Annotated in this window: 16 protein-coding genes; 13 read left to right on the top strand and 3 right to left on the bottom strand. The window is 26.1% G+C overall.

The window, feature by feature from the left end; genetic code table 11:
• Positions 1 to 41 precede the first annotated feature (41 nt).
• Positions 42 to 536 carry a hypothetical protein gene (locus H9660_RS09515; protein WP_191750147.1) on the bottom strand — a complete coding sequence of 165 codons (495 nt, stop codon included), beginning with the start codon at positions 534 to 536 and terminating at the stop codon, positions 42 to 44.
• Between the two features lie 227 nt (positions 537 to 763).
• On the opposite strand from H9660_RS09515, the gene H9660_RS16490 reads away from it, so the two are divergent.
• The 7 genes from H9660_RS16490 (at position 764) to H9660_RS09485 (ending at position 6,987) form a co-directional block, all read left to right on the top strand.
• Entirely contained in the window at positions 764 to 898 is a 135-nt protein-coding gene (locus H9660_RS16490) for a hypothetical protein (RefSeq protein WP_279289586.1), read from the top strand.
• Between the two features lie 394 nt (positions 899 to 1,292).
• On the top strand, positions 1,293 to 1,424 hold the full coding sequence (locus tag H9660_RS09510; protein ID WP_191750146.1) for a diguanylate cyclase domain-containing protein: 132 nt from the start codon (positions 1,293 to 1,295) through the stop codon (positions 1,422 to 1,424).
• A gap of 166 nt (positions 1,425 to 1,590) precedes the next feature.
• On the top strand, positions 1,591 to 2,061 hold the full coding sequence (gene tnpA / locus H9660_RS09505; RefSeq protein WP_191750145.1) for an IS200/IS605 family transposase: 471 nt from the start codon (positions 1,591 to 1,593) through the stop codon (positions 2,059 to 2,061).
• Positions 2,062 to 2,381: 320 nt separating this feature from the next.
• Positions 2,382 to 3,029: a PHP-associated domain-containing protein gene (locus H9660_RS09500; protein WP_191750144.1), complete on the top strand. Its 648-nt coding sequence runs from the start codon at positions 2,382 to 2,384 to the stop codon at positions 3,027 to 3,029.
• Between the two features lie 50 nt (positions 3,030 to 3,079).
• Positions 3,080 to 4,141 carry an extracellular solute-binding protein gene (locus tag H9660_RS09495; RefSeq protein ID WP_191750143.1) on the top strand — a complete coding sequence of 354 codons (1,062 nt, stop codon included), beginning with the start codon at positions 3,080 to 3,082 and terminating at the stop codon, positions 4,139 to 4,141.
• A 122-nt stretch (positions 4,142 to 4,263) separates the two neighbouring features.
• Positions 4,264 to 5,310 carry an ABC transporter ATP-binding protein gene (locus H9660_RS09490; RefSeq protein ID WP_191750142.1) on the top strand — a complete coding sequence of 349 codons (1,047 nt, stop codon included), beginning with the start codon at positions 4,264 to 4,266 and terminating at the stop codon, positions 5,308 to 5,310.
• A 9-nt stretch (positions 5,311 to 5,319) separates the two neighbouring features.
• Positions 5,320 to 6,987 (top strand): ABC transporter permease, encoded by a 1,668-nt coding sequence (locus H9660_RS09485; RefSeq protein ID WP_191750141.1) that lies wholly within the window; start codon positions 5,320 to 5,322, stop codon positions 6,985 to 6,987.
• 133 nt (positions 6,988 to 7,120) lie between these two features.
• Here H9660_RS09485 and H9660_RS09480 read toward each other — a convergent pair whose 3' ends face one another.
• A complete protein-coding gene (locus H9660_RS09480) occupies positions 7,121 to 8,311 on the bottom strand; it encodes a coenzyme F420-0:L-glutamate ligase (protein ID WP_191750140.1) in 1,191 nt (396 codons plus the stop codon).
• Between the two features lie 118 nt (positions 8,312 to 8,429).
• Between H9660_RS09480 and H9660_RS09475 the strand changes: the two genes are divergently transcribed.
• The 6 genes from H9660_RS09475 to H9660_RS09450 all read left to right on the top strand — a co-directional run bounded on the left by H9660_RS09475 (position 8,430) and on the right by H9660_RS09450 (position 13,569).
• A complete protein-coding gene (locus tag H9660_RS09475; RefSeq protein ID WP_191750139.1) occupies positions 8,430 to 9,311 on the top strand; it encodes a LysR family transcriptional regulator in 882 nt (293 codons plus the stop codon).
• A 151-nt stretch (positions 9,312 to 9,462) separates the two neighbouring features.
• On the top strand, positions 9,463 to 10,554 hold the full coding sequence (locus H9660_RS09470; RefSeq protein ID WP_191750138.1) for a tetratricopeptide repeat protein: 1,092 nt from the start codon (positions 9,463 to 9,465) through the stop codon (positions 10,552 to 10,554).
• Between the two features lie 225 nt (positions 10,555 to 10,779).
• Positions 10,780 to 11,460 (top strand): GGDEF domain-containing protein, encoded by a 681-nt coding sequence (locus H9660_RS09465; protein WP_191750137.1) that lies wholly within the window; start codon positions 10,780 to 10,782, stop codon positions 11,458 to 11,460.
• A 115-nt stretch (positions 11,461 to 11,575) separates the two neighbouring features.
• Positions 11,576 to 12,271 (top strand): pseudouridine synthase, encoded by a 696-nt coding sequence (locus tag H9660_RS09460; RefSeq protein WP_191750136.1) that lies wholly within the window; start codon positions 11,576 to 11,578, stop codon positions 12,269 to 12,271.
• Between the two features lie 75 nt (positions 12,272 to 12,346).
• Positions 12,347 to 12,706: a C-GCAxxG-C-C family (seleno)protein gene (locus tag H9660_RS09455; protein ID WP_191750135.1), complete on the top strand. Its 360-nt coding sequence runs from the start codon at positions 12,347 to 12,349 to the stop codon at positions 12,704 to 12,706.
• A 107-nt stretch (positions 12,707 to 12,813) separates the two neighbouring features.
• The gene (locus tag H9660_RS09450) at positions 12,814 to 13,569 is read left to right on the top strand and encodes an EFR1 family ferrodoxin (protein WP_191750134.1); all 756 of its coding nucleotides are present in this window, start codon (positions 12,814 to 12,816) and stop codon (positions 13,567 to 13,569) included.
• Between the two features lie 244 nt (positions 13,570 to 13,813).
• Here the strand turns inward: H9660_RS09450 and guaC are convergent, their stop codons facing one another.
• On the bottom strand, positions 13,814 to 14,797 hold the full coding sequence (gene guaC / locus H9660_RS09445) for a GMP reductase (protein ID WP_191750133.1): 984 nt from the start codon (positions 14,795 to 14,797) through the stop codon (positions 13,814 to 13,816).
• Positions 14,798 to 15,141 lie beyond the last annotated feature (344 nt).

Genomic DNA, 15,141 nt, shown 5'->3' with positions numbered 1-15,141 from the left:
TATAAAAAGGAGGCTTTACGCCTCTTTTTTATGTAAATATATTATTTTTCAAGTAAAGCTTTAATTTTATTTATTTCATTAGTTAATTCTTGAACTTGCTTTTCTAAATTTTCTAATTTATTTATATCAATATCAGTATTTGATTTAGAAGAGGTACTTGATGTATTAGAAGATGCATTTGAGGTAGAATTATTACAAAATGGATTAGTAATGTTAAAGTTTTTAGGATCATAGTATCTACCAGGTCCTGATTGGAAATATTGTTGTTGAGCATTAAAGGTTAAAATAACTTGTCCAAGCAACTCAAACCAGTTTCCAATTATATTTTGAAGATTAAAAGGAATTTTTCCAGCTATTATATTTCCTAGTAACTCTGCTATCAATACAACAAGTTCAGGAGGAAGATTTTGAAATCCATTTGGTATATCATTACATCCTTCATTAGTAGAAGTATTATTATTATTATTATTATTATTATTATTATAACCATAAGAGTTCAATAAATCTTCTAAATTACCCCATCCATTAAAATTCATTTCTTTACCTCAATAAAAGTGATTATATTTATTATATTAAAGAGATAATTAAAAAGTACTAGATATATATAATAGAAATAAAAATAGGTTTAGGATAAATTAATATAAATCGATGACAAAAGTAATTAAAATATAGTGAGATAATTGTATATAAAATAATTTGGATTTTACTAATAAAAGGGTTTAATTTTAAAATTAAAATAAACTAGAGATAATGTAGGCGTAATTTGAAAAAACTTATTATTTCAATAATTTCAATTGTATTATTGTTTTTGAAAAGTTTAGAAAAAGAATTTTTAATAGAAGAGCTATATTTACTAATGATAATGGAGAAGAAAAGTTTTGGGGAGTTACATCAATAACTATAGATTTTGATAGATTATTAGAAAAATTTGAGCTTTTTCCTAAGAAAGGTGATTATTTATACTCATTAAAAGTTCATAAAGCAAATAGCAATGAAGACTTTATATGGGGATATGATGAAATATTTGAAAAGGATTCTATTGTAAAAAATATTTTTTTACCTAGTGAAACATGGGAAATAGCTATCTATCCTAAAAATGGATGGAATGATACTGAGACAATATATAAAAATATAAATTCCCTTATATAAATAATATTAATAGCTACTTTTTTTCTTACTTATTATTATATAAATCATTATCAACAAATCAAAGAAGCAGCCAAATTAGATTCACTTACAGGTGTATATAATAAAAGATATTTTGAAAGATATGTTAAGAAAAGAATCTTCCAATGGAATTTGAAGATAAAAAAATAAATGTAACTTGTTCATTAGGGCTAGCTATTTGCAATGAAGATGGAAGAACTTATAATGAACTATATAAAATTGCAGATAAAAATATGTATAAAGATAAAATGAACTAGTAAATATTTAACTTATTTACTAGTTTATTTTTATTGTATTTAGAATACCACAGGTTCTACCTGTGGTTCCGGAAAGCTTCTAGCGGTGAGTAGAAATAAAAAAACCTCCGTTGTAAAATTATAGTAGGTTTGCCGACCACAACTATAATACAAGGAGGTATCCGATATGGATAATAGTAGTTTAGCACATAGTAAATGGAATTGTAAATATCATATAGTTTTTGCGCCAAAGTATAGAAGACAAATAATTTATGGGAAAATAAAAGCTGATGTAGGAGCAATATTAAGAAAGTTATGTGAACAAAAAGGAGTAGAAATTATAGAAGCAAATGCGTGCAAAGATCATATACATATGCTTGTCAGTATACCACCTAAATTAAGTGTTTCGCAATTCATGGGGTATTTAAAGGGTAAAAGCTCGTTAATGATATTTGACCGACATGCAAATTTAAAATATAAATATGGAAATAGGCAGTTTTGGTGCAAGGGTTACTACGTTGATACAGTAGGAAGAAATAAAAAAGTAATAGAAGAATATATAAAAAATCAAATTCAAGAAGATTTAGCTTATGAACAAATGAGTTTAAAGGAATATATAGACCCGTTTACGGGTGAGCCGGTAAAGAAAGGCAAGTAATAAAACCCCTTTAGGGGTAGCCAGAGAAAATATGCGGTTGGCAAACCGTTCGGAGTGCGAGTAGCACAGCCAGTAACAAAGCCTTATAGGCGTAGAGCAAACCACCCGTTTGACGGGTGGTCCTGATTATAAAAATTTATATTAATGGTGTTTTATTGAAATAACTTTATAAAAAACATGTTAATTAGGTTTAATTAAGTGAATTTAATACATATTGATTAAATTCATAAAAAACAGTATAATTAAGGTAAAATTAGAAGGATTTCTATAATAACTTTTATTAATTTACAAAAAAGTTATAGTACATAGGGGGAGAATTTATGTATATAGATACTCATATGCATTGTGTTGAAGGATCAGATGATAGTTTTCTAAAGCTTTCACAGATTGTAAGACAAGCACAATTAATGGGATTAGATGCAATATGTATTACAGATCATGATTCCTTAAGAGCTAAGGACTATGCATTAGAATATAGTAAAAAAAATAATTTCAAAATCTTTGTAGGAATTGAAATTTTAACTTATGAAGGTGATGTATTAGTTTTCGGTTTAGATAAGGTTCCAGATGAAAAAATGCATGCTCAAGAGTTGATAGATTTAGTAAATTTAAAAGGTGGAGTAGCTATATGCGCTCATCCCTTTAGAGATAACAATAGAGGATGTGGAAATAATATTAGAGATTTAAAGGGATTACATGGAGTAGAAACTTTTAATGGAAGTACAAAACCACATCATAACTTATACGCATTTGCTTTAGCTATTGAATTAGGATTATCTACTTTAGCAGCTAGTGATTGTCATGAAACTAAAGCAGTTGGTAGATATTGTACAATATTTCCAGATTGGGTAGAGACACAGGATGATTTTATAAAAGCAATTAAGGAAAAACAAGTACATCCAGCTGTATATATTGATGGGAAATATGAAAAGATAAATGCTTATGGAAAGTATGGGCAAGCACTGTAGATAAATAATTATAAATTATTTATAAATAAAAAAGCTAAAGGGGAATAAACATGAGAAAAAAAATACTAGCTAGTATATTAGCAATGACTTTTGCAGTATCATTAACTGCATGTGGAGTAAACAAAAACGATGATAATACTCCAAAGGAAACTGAAAAGTTAGAGGAAAAGGTAGTTATATATTCTACGCATCCTGAGAATTTACTTGAGTTTGTTGCAACTAAGTTTGAAGAAGAAACTGGAGTAGAGGTTGAGTTTATAAATCTTAAGGGAGAATTAGCAGATAGAGTTAAAGCTGAAAAGGAAAATCCACAAGCTGATATTATGTATGGTGCTGCATCATCTGTATTTTTAGAGCTTAAAAAAGATGATTTATTTGAAAGTTTTGAACCAACATGGGCAAATGATTTAGATCCTATGTTTAAAGATAAAGATGGAACATGGTATGGAACAATTCAAACGCCTGTAATGTTATGTTATAATACAGAAATGTTAACTGAAGATACTGCGCCAAAGGACTGGTCAGATTTAACTAAAGAAGAATATAAGGATTTATTAGTATTTAGAAATGGATTATCATCATCAGCAAAAGCAATGTATGCTAGTCTTTTATATGGATTTGATAAGGAAAATAAATTAGATGATGGATTTGAGTTTATGAAAGCTCTTGATAAAAATACTAAAAAATATTTTAATAGTGAATCTTTACAATTCCAAGCAATAGGAAGAAAAGAAGCAGCAATTACTTTTGCACCATTGAGTTCAATAATTTCAAATAGGGATGAAAATAATATTCCACTAGAAATTGTAGATGCTGAAAGTGGTTCTTTAATAATAACAGATGGAATTGCTGTAATTAAAAATGCTCCACATAAAAATGCTGCAGAGGCATTTTTAGAATTTGCAGGTAGTCCAGAAATTCAAGCAGAACTTGCAAATAACTTCAATAGAATGCCAACACTTTCTGAAGCTTTAGAAAATTCACCAGCATGGATGAGTGAAAATAAATATAAAGCTATGGATGTTGATTGGACTGTATTAGCAGAAAAACAATCAACTTGGATACAAAAATGGGATAGTGAAATCAAGGATGCTTCTAAAGATGTAGAATAATAATATAATTTAAACCAAAGTATTTTTTATCCTAAAGTTTTAAACTATTGGAACTAAATATTTTGGTTTTTTATTTTTAGATTATAATAGATTTTTTATTAACTAAAGGAGAAGAAAGAATTTTGGGAGAAATTATATTAAAGAATATATGTAAAAAGTATGACAATAAAGTCATTTTAGATAACGTAGACTTTTCTATAGAAGAAGGAAGCTTCTTTACTTTTTTAGGAGCCTCTGGTTGTGGAAAAACTACTCTTCTTAGAATAATAGCTGGATTTGTTAAAAGTGAAGAAGGAAGAGTATTTTTAGGAAATAAAGATATAACTAATTTAAGACCTGAAGATAGAGAAATAGGAATGGTTTTTCAAAACTATGCCTTATTTCCAAATCTAAATGTATATGAAAATATAGCCTATGGATTAAAGATAAAAAAGTTAAAAAAGAAAGAAATTGAAGAAAAAGTTAATAAATATTTAGACCTTGTAAATTTAAAAGGCTATGATAAAAAAATAGTTTCAGAATTATCAGGTGGTGAACAACAAAGAGTAGCTCTTGCAAGAACTTTAGCTACAGAACCTAAGGTATTGTTACTAGATGAACCACTATCAAATTTAGATGCAAAGCTTAGAGAAAAGATGAGAATTGAAATAAAAGATATTCAAAAAAAGCTTGGTATTACAACAATTTTTGTAACTCATGATCAAACAGAAGCATTAACAATGTCAGATAAAATTGCTGTATTTAATAATGGAAGATGTGTTCAAATTGGTAGTCCTAAAGAAATATATATGAACCCCTGTAATAGTTTTATAGCAAGCTTTATAGGAGATACAAATTTATTTAAGGTAGGAGTTTATAATAATAAGGCTATAATAAATAATAATTTTAAATTAGAAGTAAATAGAAATAGTTTGGGAAAATATATATCAATAAAATCAGAGGATATTAGAATTTCAAAAGAGAAAATAAATTCAGATATTAATGTTTTTGAAGGAGATATTGAAAAGATATTATATAACGGAGTTAGTACTCAATATATTGTTAATGTAATGGGAGAAAAAATTAAAGCCAATAGAATTAATAATATATATGATGAGTTTAATGCAGAAGTAAAAGAGAAGGTTTTTCTTGAAATTCCAATAAGGGCAATTATAGTTCTTGAAAATTAGGAGTAGTTTATGGTTAATATAAATAAAAAAAATATATTTAAAATTATAGGAATAAGTTCTTTGATATTTATTTTAATGGGATATGTATTATTACCAGCAATTAAGACTATAATAACAAGCCTAGATAGTAATAATTTAGAGTTATTTAAGTACTATAAGGAGTTCTTTTTTATTGATGTTAATAAAAGAGCAGTAATTAATACAATACTTTTAGGGTTTGCAACTGTGTTAGTATGTGGATTAATAGGAACAACTCTTGCACTAGCTGTGAATTATTTTGATTTTCCTTTAAAAAAAATAATAAATAAGGTACTTTTATTACCAATTCTTTTTCCGGGAGTAATTATTGTAATAGCTTTTATTCAACTTTATGGAGAAAGTGGACTAATAACTAAATCAATAGAAATTTTATTTAAGCTAGAAAAACCACCTTTTGTACTTACAGGTTTTTATGGAATACTTTTTGTACATGCATATACACAGTATGTATATTTTTATACCAATGTATCTATTGCAATAAAACAAATAGATAAATCAATAATTGAGGCTGCTAAAAATCTTGGGGCGTCAAAGCTTAAGGTTTTCACAAGTGTTATAATACCATTTATAAAACCAGCTCTTTTTTCTTCAGCAATATTAACTTTTATGTCAGGAGTAGCCTCTTTTTCAGCACCAATTATGATAGGAGATAGCTTTAAAGTCTTAACAACCCAGATGTTATTTGCAAAGTCAAATAATCATATAGAGATTGCTTCTGTACAAGTTGTATTATTATCTTTAATATCAATAATGTTTCTTTTAATTTTAAGATATTATGAAAGAAAAAGTAGTTTTCATACATCTGTTAAGGGGATAAAAATAACTCCTAAAAAAATAGAAAGTAAAATTTTAAGCTTTATATATGTAGTAATACTATTATCAATAACTATCTTTATTTTATTACCTATAATAACAATTATAATTTTATCTTTTGTAAAACCAGGTACTTGGATGATAGAAATATTCCCAAGAGAATTTTCTTTAGATAATTACATAAAAATATTTACAAAATCTCGTGCCATGGAACCATTTAAAAATAGTTTTAATATGTCTGTATTAGCAATTATTTTTAGTACAGTAATTGCTGTACCGTGCTCATTTTTAATAGTTAGAGGGAAAGGAAAAATAAGAACTTTAATTGAAATTTTAGTAATGCTTCCATGGGTTATACCAACAAGTGCAATGGCAATTAATATGATAAATTTCTTTAATAAGAGAAATTTATTTTCATTTAATAAGGTGCTGGTTGGAAGTTATATTATATTGCCAATAGCTTATGCTATTACAATATTACCAATAATACTTAGAAGTACAAATATATCACTTTATAGCTTGAATGAAAATTATGAAGAAGCATCTAGATCATTAGGAGCATCATATATTATAACTTTTAGAAGAATAACAATACCGCTTATACTACCAGGAATAATTTACGGAGTTGGACTTGGATTTATTAAATCTATAGGCGAATATAATTTATCAACGTACTTATACTCAGTAAAAAATAAGCCTATTTCCATAGCAATGGTTAATGGAGTATTTGAATATGATTTAGGTCTTGCAATGGCTTATGGAGTTTTAGTTATATTAATGATAGGATTATTATCTTTATTAAAATTTAATAGATTTAAGATATAGAAAATAAAAAAAGTCATCTACATATTCTTAAATCATTGTAGATGACTTTTTTTATTTCAATTCTTAAGTTATCATAGCAAGATGATTTATATTTTGAAATCGAATCTATATATGATACTTTAAAATTTTTTTATTATTTTGTATAATTATCGAAATAACCTTGGATGAAGATAATAGGAGTTCCCTTATCTCCACTTCCTGATGTTAAGTCTGATAATGAACCTATAAGGTCAGTAAGTCTTCTTGGAGTAGTACCTTGAGATTCCATAGAACCAACTAAATCTGCTTCCTTATTTTTAATATATTCAGATATTGCGTTTTTAAGTTCTTCACCTTTTAAATCAGCAAAGTTATTATCAGCAAGATATTTTAATTTTATTTCATTTGGAGTACCGTTTAATCCTGAAGTATATGCTGGTGAAACAACTGGATCAGCAAGTTCCCAAATCTTACCCACAGGATCTTTAAATGCTCCATCTCCATAAATCATAACTTCAACATCTTTACCTGTCTTTTCTTTAAGAATAGCTTGTATATTATCAACTACTGGTTGACAGTTACGAGGGAATAACTTAATAGTTTCTTCTGTTGATTTATTTGAACCAAGTAGTCCATATTCTTCATTGCAACCACTTCCATCAATAGATTCACATAATATATTATCAAGGCTATAAACTTTTTCTCCGCCATTTGCTTTTAAAATTTTCTTAGTTCTAAATCTTGTATGAATATCACAAGTAAGAACGCTCTTTGTATAATTTAAGATAGTCTTAGGATTGTTTGAGAATATTACTTCACATTCAATACCATATTCTTCAACTAAAGATTTATAATAATCTATGTAGTCAACACCTGTAAAAGTATGTTTATTATAACCAAATAAATTACGGAATTCTTTTTCTGTTAAAACATCTGTCCAAGGATTAACACCTTTTTCATCTAACATATCTAAATCAACTAAGTGATTTCCAACTTCATCAGATGGATAACTAAGCATTAATACTATTTTTTTAGCACCTTTTGCTATACCACGAAGACAAATTGCAAAACGGTTACGGCTTAAAATAGGGAATATTACACCAATAGTATCATCACCAAATTTAGCTTTAATATCTGTAGCAATATTATCTATAGAAGCATAATTTCCTTGAGCACGTGCAACTATTGATTCAGTTACAGTAACTATATCCTTATCATTTATAGTAAATCCTTCAGCTTCTGAAGCTTTAAGTACGCTTTCTACAACTATATCTTCAATGCTATCTCCTTCTTTGATGATTGGGCAACGAAGACCTCTAACAATTGTACCTACAACTCTTTCCACAATAACCTCTCCTAACAATTAAAATTTTGTTTCAAATATTTCATACTATTGTAATATACACCAATTAATGATATAAGTAAAATAAATAGAATGAATATGTGATATAAGGAGTGCTTATATGATAACTAAATTAGATTTATATAGAGTTTTTTGTCAGGTGGCAAAAAGTAAAAGTTTTTCAAAAGCATCAAAGGAGCTTTATATGACTCAGCCAGCGGTAAGTCAATCTATAATGCAATTAGAAAGAGAGTTAGATATTAGACTTTTTAATAGAACAACTAAAGGGGTAGTCCTAACTAATGAAGGAAAACTTTTATTTGAATATATAAACTCTGCAATTAATTTAATAAATGCAGGAGAAGAAAAAATATTAGAATTTAAAGATTTAACTATGGGAGAATTAAAAATCGGAGTAGGGGATACTATATCTAAGTACTTTTTGCTTCCTTATTTAGAGAAGTTTCATAATAAATATCCTAATCTTAAATTTAAAATAATAAATGGAACTACAATTGAACTTTGTTCTTTAATTAAATCAGGAGAAATTGATATTGCAATATGTAATCTTCCAATTAATGATGGATCATTAGAAGTAATACCTTGTGGAGAAGTTAGAGATATTTTTGTTTGTGGAGAAAAATATAATGATTTAACAAGGGATAAAGTTTCTATTGAAGATATAGTGAGATATCCTTTAATATTTCTAGAACCTAGTTCAAATTCAAGAAAATATGTAGAAAAATTTATGCTATCTAAAGGTATTAAAATTTCACCAGAATTTGAACTTGGATCCTTTGATTTATTATTGGAATTTGCAAGAATAAATTTAGGTATTGCTTGTGTAGTAAAAGAATTTTCAAAAGAATACTTAGAAAAAGGTTTATTATATGAAATTAATATTTCAGAGGAAATACCAAGTAGAAGTATAGGAATATGTCATTTAAAGAGTGTTCCCCTTTCAATAGCATCTACAAAGTTTGTTGAAATATTGGAAGATTAATTATATAGTAGAATATTCTTGAAAATAAGATTATTTTATACTATATTATATTATGATAAATTATGTTTATGAGTTTAAATTATTTAATCAAAATATATGTAAACAGTTGAAGTTTACTATAAGTAGAATGATTTTATAAGGAGACAAGTAGATGTTAGCAATTAAGAGAAATAAAATATTATTAATTATAATATCAATAATTATAGTAAGTTTATTTGGTGTTGCTTCAACTCTAGTATTAAATAAATCTATAAATTTAAAAAAATCATATGCTCTAAAATTAATAGGCATTATAGAAAAAGATGAAGAGTCGTTATTAACTAAAGAAGAATTAGAAGATTATGAAATTAAAATAAATCAGGAATTGGAAAAAGAATTAAATGAAAAAAAAGATAAATTTAAAATAAAAAGTGCATATTATGCTTTAGGAGCTATTGAATTTGTAAAAGGTGAAAATTATAAATCAATAGATTATTTATATGAAGCATTAAAATATAATAACTATAAAGATGTAAAGGATACTGAGTATGAAGTAGATATAAGGATATATAGTGGATTATCTAGTAACTATATAAAGTTAAAAAAGGCAGAAGAAGCATCAGTTTTTTTTGAAGAAGCAAAAAAAATAGCTTTAAATAATAATAAAAGGGAAGTTTTAAGTGATTTATATTATGCAAAAGCAAAAGCAAATGTAATTAGTGGACATAATATCAATGCCTCAATTAATTTAATGATAAAAGCATTAGATTATACAGAGTTAGATAGTAATAAAGTTAGAGATTATTTATATTTAGCTACATTATATAAATTAACAAATGAATTTCATTTAGCATTAGATTATACAGTAAATGCATTAGAGATAGCAATGGAATTAAGGGATGATACACTTATAAATGATTGTCTAATAAATTTAGGGGAAAATTATTATATAAAAAGAAATTATGCAAAAACTATTACTATATATGAACAATTTATTGATGAATATGGATTAGAAAATACTAATAATATTATAGATGTATATGGGTATTTAGCATATTGTTATGCTAAAAAAGGAGATTATACAAATTATGAAATGTATAAAGAAAAATATTTAAATATAGCTAATGAATCTAATTCTATTGAGGATTTGATATGGTTATATTCAAATTGTGTAGAATTAGAAGCAGATTTTAATAATTTAGATATAGCTAAAGAATATTTAAATAAAGCACAAGATTTATATGAGAATCATAGTGATGAATGATATGCTAACATAGATTTAGTATTAGAGTATTCGAGAGAAAAAATAAATTATTTAGAAAATAAAGATTATGATAATACTATTAAAATCTATAAAAGTATTTTAGAAAAATTAAATAATAGAGGTGTTAAATCGGATATAAAAGACTCTATAATAAAGGAAATTCTAGTTATATCATATGAAGAAGAGGATTATGAAAGTTTTACAGAATATATAAAATTTTTAGAGATGAATAAGAATGAAGAATATCAAGCATACACGGATAGTATAGTTGCTAAAATGAATAATACTATAAAAGAAAAAGAGGTATTAAGAACGAAAACAGGAGCTATAATATTGTTTGTAACTACTATAATTAGTATAGGTGGATTAATAAGTAGTATAAGAAAAAATAAAAAAATAAATATATTAAATTTACAACTAAAAGAATTAAATACGATAGATCCATTAACTAACTTATATAATAGAAGATATTTAAATGAGAAATTTGAATCCATACGAAAAGATAAAAAAGAAGTAAGTTTTATAATGATAGATATAGATTATTTTAAGTTATATAATGATAATTATGGTCATATAAATGGAGATAAAGCATTAATTGAAGTATCTAAAATTATAAAGTCTGTATTTAAAGATGATATGGTATTTAGATATGGAGGAGAAGAATTTTCTGTGATTTCATATAAAACTAAAGAAGAATTAATTAAAGATGTAGAAAAATTAAGAGCAGAAATTTACAATAAAAATATTAAGCATGAATATTCAAAAGTAAGTGATAGAATAACTTTAAGTATGGGATTAGCATCATCTAAGCTATCTTCAGATGATGATTTAATAAAGCTTAATAAAATAGCAGATAAAAATTTATATAAATCAAAGGAACAAGGAAGAAATAGATATACATACTAAATTTAATGTGTAATTATTATTTCTATAAATTGTCTTAATTATGAAACCCTCGATAGTTTAAAAATATGTTTTCGAGGGTTATTATAATTTTTAAAATAGAAAGGATATTATAACTTTGAGAATAAACAAACTATTAAGTAACTATGGATATTGTTCAAGAAAAGAAGTAAGTAGGTTAATTGAAGATAAGAGGATAATTGTTAATGGAAAGCTTTGTGAGCAAGGTCAGTGGGTTGAAGAAAGCGATGATATATTATTAGATGGTGAAAAAGTTAAGCAAAAAGAAAAGATATATTTAGTTTTAAATAAACCTAGGGGGATAATTTGTACTTCATCAAGAGATATAAAAAATAATATAATTGATTTTTTAAATTACAAAGAATATGTTTTTCCAGTTGGTCGTTTAGATAAGGATTCAGAGGGGCTTATTTTAATGACTAATGATGGAGATCTTGCTAATAGGATAATATCTTCAGAAAGTTATCATGAAAAGGAGTATATAGTAACCTTAGATAAGGATTTTGATGATGAATTTATATACAAAATGTCAAATGGAGTTAATATACTAGATACAGTTACGAGACCTTGTATAGTAACAAGAATAAATAACAATACATTTAATATAATTTTAACTCAAGGCTTAAATAGGCAAATAAGGAGGATGTGTAAGGTTTTTGGATATAACGTCATTAAATTAGAGAGAATAAGAATAGTAAATATAGTGTCTAAAGGAATAGAATCTGGAATGTGGAGAAATTTAACTAAAGAAGAAGTGGAAAATTTAAAACTTTATACTAAAATAGAAGAGTAATATATAATTTATATAGTAATACATAAATGATATAATATATTTGTAAAGATTATTATAGAAGGTGAGTTTAGAAAAATGAAAAAAGTATTAGAATTTAGAGAAGAAGGATATAATTGTGCAGAATCTATAGTAAAGACTTTTAATGAAGAGCATAACTTAAATATTCCAGTTCAACTTGCAACTCCGTTTGGGACAGGTATGGCAGTTGGAGGAACTTGTGGTGCCATAGCAGGAGCTCTTATTTCTATTGGAGCTATAAAGGGAAGAGAAGAAGGAAAAGCGCCAAATGAATCAAGACAATATACAAAAGAAGTAGTTAATAAGGTAAAAGAAAAGTATGGAACACTTGAATGTATTGAATTAAAGAAAAGTGGAGTATCTTGTGCTGAAATAATAGAGTATACATATGAAGTATTAAATGAAAGTATAAAATAAAATTAATAGAGCTAGTAACTATTTATAATTGAGTTATTAGCTTATTATTTTAATGAAGATAAAATTAGAAAATATATTTAATATATAAATTTAAAAGGAGAATAAGAATGAGGATTTATTATTTTACAGCCACAGGGAATTCCTTATATGTAGCTAAAAAAATTAAAGAGAAGATAGAGCATTGTGAGTTAATTTCTATTCCAAATGCTATAAAAAATGAAGATTTTAATTTAAAGGATGATGTAATAGGTTTTGTGTACCCAATTCATTGTGGTTCATTACCTATAGTGGTAGAAGACTTTATATCTAAATTAAATATAAAGGATAAACCATATATTTTTGCAATAGGGGTTACAGGAGGCGGAGGCGCTAAAGTAAGTTTTTCTCACATTAATGAACTTTTAAATGGTAAGTGTGAACTTAGCAATTATCTTTGTGTAAAATATATTTCTAATTATACAAGGGCAGGTAAAAATCCAACAAAAGAGAGAGCACTTAAAGCAATAAAATTAAATGAAGATATATTAGATAATTTTATAAAATCTATTAAAAATAAAGAAATAAGAAGAGTTGATTATAAATCAAGTAAGAGAATTTTTTATAATGCTTGGAAAAATTTATTTAAGAATAAAGATAAAGGGTTTAATGTTAATGATAAATGTATAGGATGTAAAATGTGTAAATCAATTTGTCCAGTAGATAATATTAAAATGGTTAATGATAAACCAGTATGGCTAGGAAAATGTACTGATTGTATGGCTTGCATTAATATATGTCCGAAAGAAGCTATAAATATAGGAAATAAAACTTTAAAGAAAAATAGATATAGAAATCCATTTATTGAGGTTAAAGAGTTAGTATAAATAAAAAGAAATAAACATTATATTCCTTGCTCCGTCGCATGCACTCCAAGTCACCGTCATGCAATGTTTATCTCTTTGCAAATTGAAGGAAGTAAATTATAAAAACTCTACTTCTTATACTACGAATCTTAATAACTCTCATAAAGTTGTTCAAATATTTGACTTTATCATAATTTCCTAAATAATAAAAAAATAAATCTACTACTAAAATTCATTAGCAGTAGATTTATTTTTTTGCGTGATATTAATATATTCTATCGCCGTTAAAAATTGAATTTTTAACAACTACGTAGTCAACATTTCTAATTGCATCTAATTTCTTACCACCTGCATAAGAAATTGATGATTGAAGGTCTTGTTGCATTTCAACTAAAGTATCTTTTAAAGAACCTTTATATTCAACAAACATTTTCTTTCCTTCAACATTTTTTCTTTCACCTTTTTGGAATTCGGAAGCAGAACCAAAGTATTCTTTATAAAGCTTTCCGTCTCTTTCAACAGTTTCACCTGGAGATTCTTCATGTCCAGCAAAAAGTGAACCTATCATAACCATAGATGCACCAAATCTAATTGATTTAGCTATATCGCCATGAGTACGAATACCTCCATCAGCAATAATTGGTTTAGTTGCAGCTTTTGCACACCAACGAAGTGCTGCTAATTGCCAACCACCAGTACCAAATCCAGTTTTAATTTTAGTGATGCATACTTTTCCAGGGCCAATTCCTACTTTTGTAGCATCTGCACCAGCATTTTCTAATTCTCTTACTGCTTCAGGTGTTCCTACATTACCTGCAATAACAAAACTTTCAGGTAAATGTTTTTTTATGTGCTGAATCATATTTATAACAGCATTAGAATGTCCGTGAGCAATATCAATTGTTATGTATTCTGGACAAAGATTTTTAGCTGCTAAGTCTTCAATGAATGTATATTCTTCATTTTTAACTCCAACACTTATAGAAGCAAATAAATTTTTTTCTCTCATATCTTCAATAAATTGCATTCTACTTTCTGGCTTAAAACGGTGCATTATATAAAAATATCCATTTTCAGCTAGATAAGCTGCTATTTTTTCATCTATAATAGTTTGCATATTTGCAGGAACTACAGGTAATTTAAAAGTTCTTCCACCAAGAGTGATAGATGTATCACATTCAGAACGACTATTTACTATACATTTTGCTGGTATTAATTGTATGTCTTCATAATCAAATACGTTATCCATTTTTACCTCACCATATCCGAATAATTTTTATAAATATAAATTTATAGTTCGTACACAGGATATATTATACATATATTTTTTAAAATTGTCAAAATTATTTAATCCTTTTCAGATTATTTTATTCTAACCATTAATAATATATAATATTTAAATTTTATTATAAAATTTAAATATATGATTTTTAATAAAATTACATAAGAAAAAAAGAAGCTTACTATACTTAGAGTATAATGTTTTTTCTTGGTATAAGACAAAATTAGACAGAAAATTTCTAGTAATGATGTTAAACTATAAATAGTAAAAAGATTACATTATTTTAAATAATTGTTTTTATGAAATATATG

The sequence above is a fragment of the Clostridium gallinarum genome, assembly GCF_014836325.1.
In the GTDB taxonomy this organism is placed as follows: Bacteria; Bacillota; Clostridia; order Clostridiales; family Clostridiaceae; genus Clostridium; species Clostridium gallinarum.
The sequence above is the reverse complement of the archived record's forward strand: the minus strand, read 5'-3'. Positions and strand labels throughout refer to the sequence as shown.

Coding starts and splice junctions, on each gene's coding strand:
- H9660_RS09485 (WP_191750141.1), top strand. CDS start 5,320: ATGGTTAATATAAATAAAAAAAATATATTTAAAATTATAGGAATAAGT.
- H9660_RS09495 (WP_191750143.1), top strand. CDS start 3,080: ATGAGAAAAAAAATACTAGCTAGTATATTAGCAATGACTTTTGCAGTA.
- H9660_RS09515 (WP_191750147.1), bottom strand. CDS start 536: ATGAATTTTAATGGATGGGGTAATTTAGAAGATTTATTGAACTCTTAT.
- H9660_RS09455 (WP_191750135.1), top strand. CDS start 12,347: ATGAAAAAAGTATTAGAATTTAGAGAAGAAGGATATAATTGTGCAGAA.
- H9660_RS09475 (WP_191750139.1), top strand. CDS start 8,430: ATGATAACTAAATTAGATTTATATAGAGTTTTTTGTCAGGTGGCAAAA.
- H9660_RS09465 (WP_191750137.1), top strand. CDS start 10,780: ATGAATAAGAATGAAGAATATCAAGCATACACGGATAGTATAGTTGCT.
- guaC (WP_191750133.1), bottom strand. CDS start 14,797: ATGGATAACGTATTTGATTATGAAGACATACAATTAATACCAGCAAAA.
- H9660_RS09470 (WP_191750138.1), top strand. CDS start 9,463: ATGTTAGCAATTAAGAGAAATAAAATATTATTAATTATAATATCAATA.
- H9660_RS09450 (WP_191750134.1), top strand. CDS start 12,814: ATGAGGATTTATTATTTTACAGCCACAGGGAATTCCTTATATGTAGCT.
- tnpA (WP_191750145.1), top strand. CDS start 1,591: ATGGATAATAGTAGTTTAGCACATAGTAAATGGAATTGTAAATATCAT.
- H9660_RS09510 (WP_191750146.1), top strand. CDS start 1,293: ATGGAATTTGAAGATAAAAAAATAAATGTAACTTGTTCATTAGGGCTA.
- H9660_RS09500 (WP_191750144.1), top strand. CDS start 2,382: ATGTATATAGATACTCATATGCATTGTGTTGAAGGATCAGATGATAGT.